The sequence below is a fragment of the Ferruginibacter sp. genome, from assembly GCF_031391665.1.
Lineage (GTDB): Bacteria > Bacteroidota > Bacteroidia > Chitinophagales > Chitinophagaceae > Ferruginibacter.
Window position 1 is genome coordinate 1 of the sequence record NZ_JANMUN010000161.1, and the last position, 2,194, is coordinate 2,194.

General features: G+C 34.4%; 3 protein-coding genes. All 3 read left to right on the forward strand.

From position 1 onward, the window contains the following. Positions 1–705 (forward strand): aldehyde dehydrogenase family protein (locus ACY651_RS11965; RefSeq protein WP_462253006.1); only part of this gene is annotated, 705 nt, incomplete at its 5' end. Between the two features lie 233 nt (positions 706–938). Continuing rightward, the gene (locus tag ACY651_RS11970; protein ID WP_462253008.1) at positions 939–1,529 is read left to right on the forward strand and encodes a porin family protein; all 591 of its coding nucleotides are present in this window, start codon (positions 939–941) and stop codon (positions 1,527–1,529) included. Positions 1,530–1,630: 101 nt separating this feature from the next. Further along, positions 1,631–2,140 carry a bifunctional pyr operon transcriptional regulator/uracil phosphoribosyltransferase PyrR gene (gene pyrR / locus ACY651_RS11975; RefSeq protein WP_462253010.1) on the forward strand — a complete coding sequence of 170 codons (510 nt, stop codon included), beginning with the start codon at positions 1,631–1,633 and terminating at the stop codon, positions 2,138–2,140. Positions 2,141–2,194: the final 54 nt, after the last annotated feature.

Here is a 2,194-nt window from a genome sequence, read left to right on the forward strand (position 1 = left end):
GTAGTTACTGCTCTTGCCCGTGGCGCATTTGAATACCAGGGACAAAAATGCAGTGCGGCATCAAGAGCATACATTCCATCTAATATTGCAGCAGAAGTAAAAAAGAAATTGGTAGCAGAAATAAAAACCATGAAAATGGGAACAGTGGAAGACTTTACTAATTTTGTAAATGCAGTGATTGATGAAAAAAGTTTTGATAAATTAGAAGGCTACATTAAAGGTGCAAGAAAAAAAGACAGTAAAGCAAAAATTTGGGTTGGCGGAAAATGCGATAAAACCGAAGGTTTTTTTATTGAACCAACAGTAATTGAAACTACAGATCCGTATTATGTAACCATGTGTGAAGAATTGTTTGGCCCGGTGCTTACTGTATATGTATATGATGAAAATAAATTTGAAGAAACATTAAAAATTGTTGACAGCACATCTGCTTATGCACTAACAGGTGCCGTAATTGCACAAGACAGGTATGCTGTAGAACTGGCTACCAATAAGCTTCGTAACAGTGCTGGTAATTTTTATATTAACGATAAACCAACGGGAGCCGTTGTTGGCCAGCAGCCATTTGGTGGTGCAAGGGGCAGTGGCACAAACGATAAAGCAGGTTCCATATTAAATCTGTACCGCTGGTTAAGCGCCAGAACAATTAAAGAAACTTTTAATCCTCCAACAGATTACCGCTATCCGTTTTTACAGGAAAAATAAAATCATTTCAATAAAATAAAAAAACCGTTTCGTTTTACCTAACGGTTTTTTTATTGATTTCATTTTTATTAATTGGGAAATATTTTCCACAGTGGGAACTGATTTTTGTTACCCTTCATCTTCTAATTTATAAAAATTAAAATTCTTGTAAGCTAAAATTAAAATTGCACCCGCTATGGCATAGTGTTTGGTTAATGGTTAATGGATTTATTCTTTAACTAAACTTAAAAATTTTGAAAAAGTTATTTTTTATTACAGTTATTATCTCAGGTTCTTTTATTGCAAACGCACAACATGTTCAATTTGGATTAAAAGGCGGGCTTAACATTGCCACAATTAACATCGACAATTCAAATTTTAATGTTGACCCCAGAATTTCGGCACATGTAGGCGGACTGGCTCATATACACTTGTCAAAAGAATTTGCTTTACAACCCGAGCTTACATTTTCGGGTCAGGGTTATAAGGTAGATGGAAGCGGTAATAATTCCGATCAGCATGTTAATTTAAATTATATAAATCTGCCGGTGTTGCTGCAATATATGTTTCAATCAGGTTTTAGGATTGAAACGGGACCGCAACTAGGTTTATTAGTAGGTGCTAAATATAAAGTGGGTTCTGTTGAAACTGATATAAAAGACTCTTACAAAACAGTAGATATTGGTTGGGGACTTGGATTAGGTTACATCTCTAAATCTGGTTTTGGTGTTGATGCAAGATATAACCTTGGTCTTTCAAAAATAAACGACGATAATAATGCTAAAGTAACCAATCGTGTTTTTCAGGCTGGTGTATTTTACCAGTTTAAAACTATGAAGCACTAAATAATTTTGTACCTTATAAAAAATATTGCAAAGGGTTGAAAATTTTCAACCCTTTTTTATTTGAACAATAACAGATAAATTCGCTTTACAAACAAAAGCAATTGAAAACAATTTTAGATAAGCAGCAATTACATCTTACAATTTTAAGACTGGCCAACCAGTTAGTAGAAAATCATTTAGATTTAAGTGATGTGGTATTTATTGGCCTTCAACCCCGGGGTGTAAAAGTTAGCGAAAGAATAGTGGAGGCAGTAAAAAAATTATCTCCGCAGGAAAAACTGCAATACGGGGTTTTAGATATTACGTTTTACCGTGATGATATACGAGAAGAATTACATGTGGCTAATAAAACTGAAATACCCTTTTCGATAGAAGGTAAAATAGTTATTTTAATTGATGATGTGCTGTATACTGGCCGTACCATCCGTGCTGCATTAGATGCCCTGCAGGATTTTGGAAGACCACAAAAAGTAGAACTTTGTGTACTGGTTGACAGACGATTTAACAGGGAGCTGCCCATTCAGCCTGATTATTGTGGCAAATCAATTGATACATTAATTTCTCAAAAAGTAAAAGTAGAGTGGGAGAAAGAAGAAGTGGTACTTTATTAATGGATAATGAGCTAATGAATAATATTATAAACTTGCAGCATTTGCTAAAGCAGA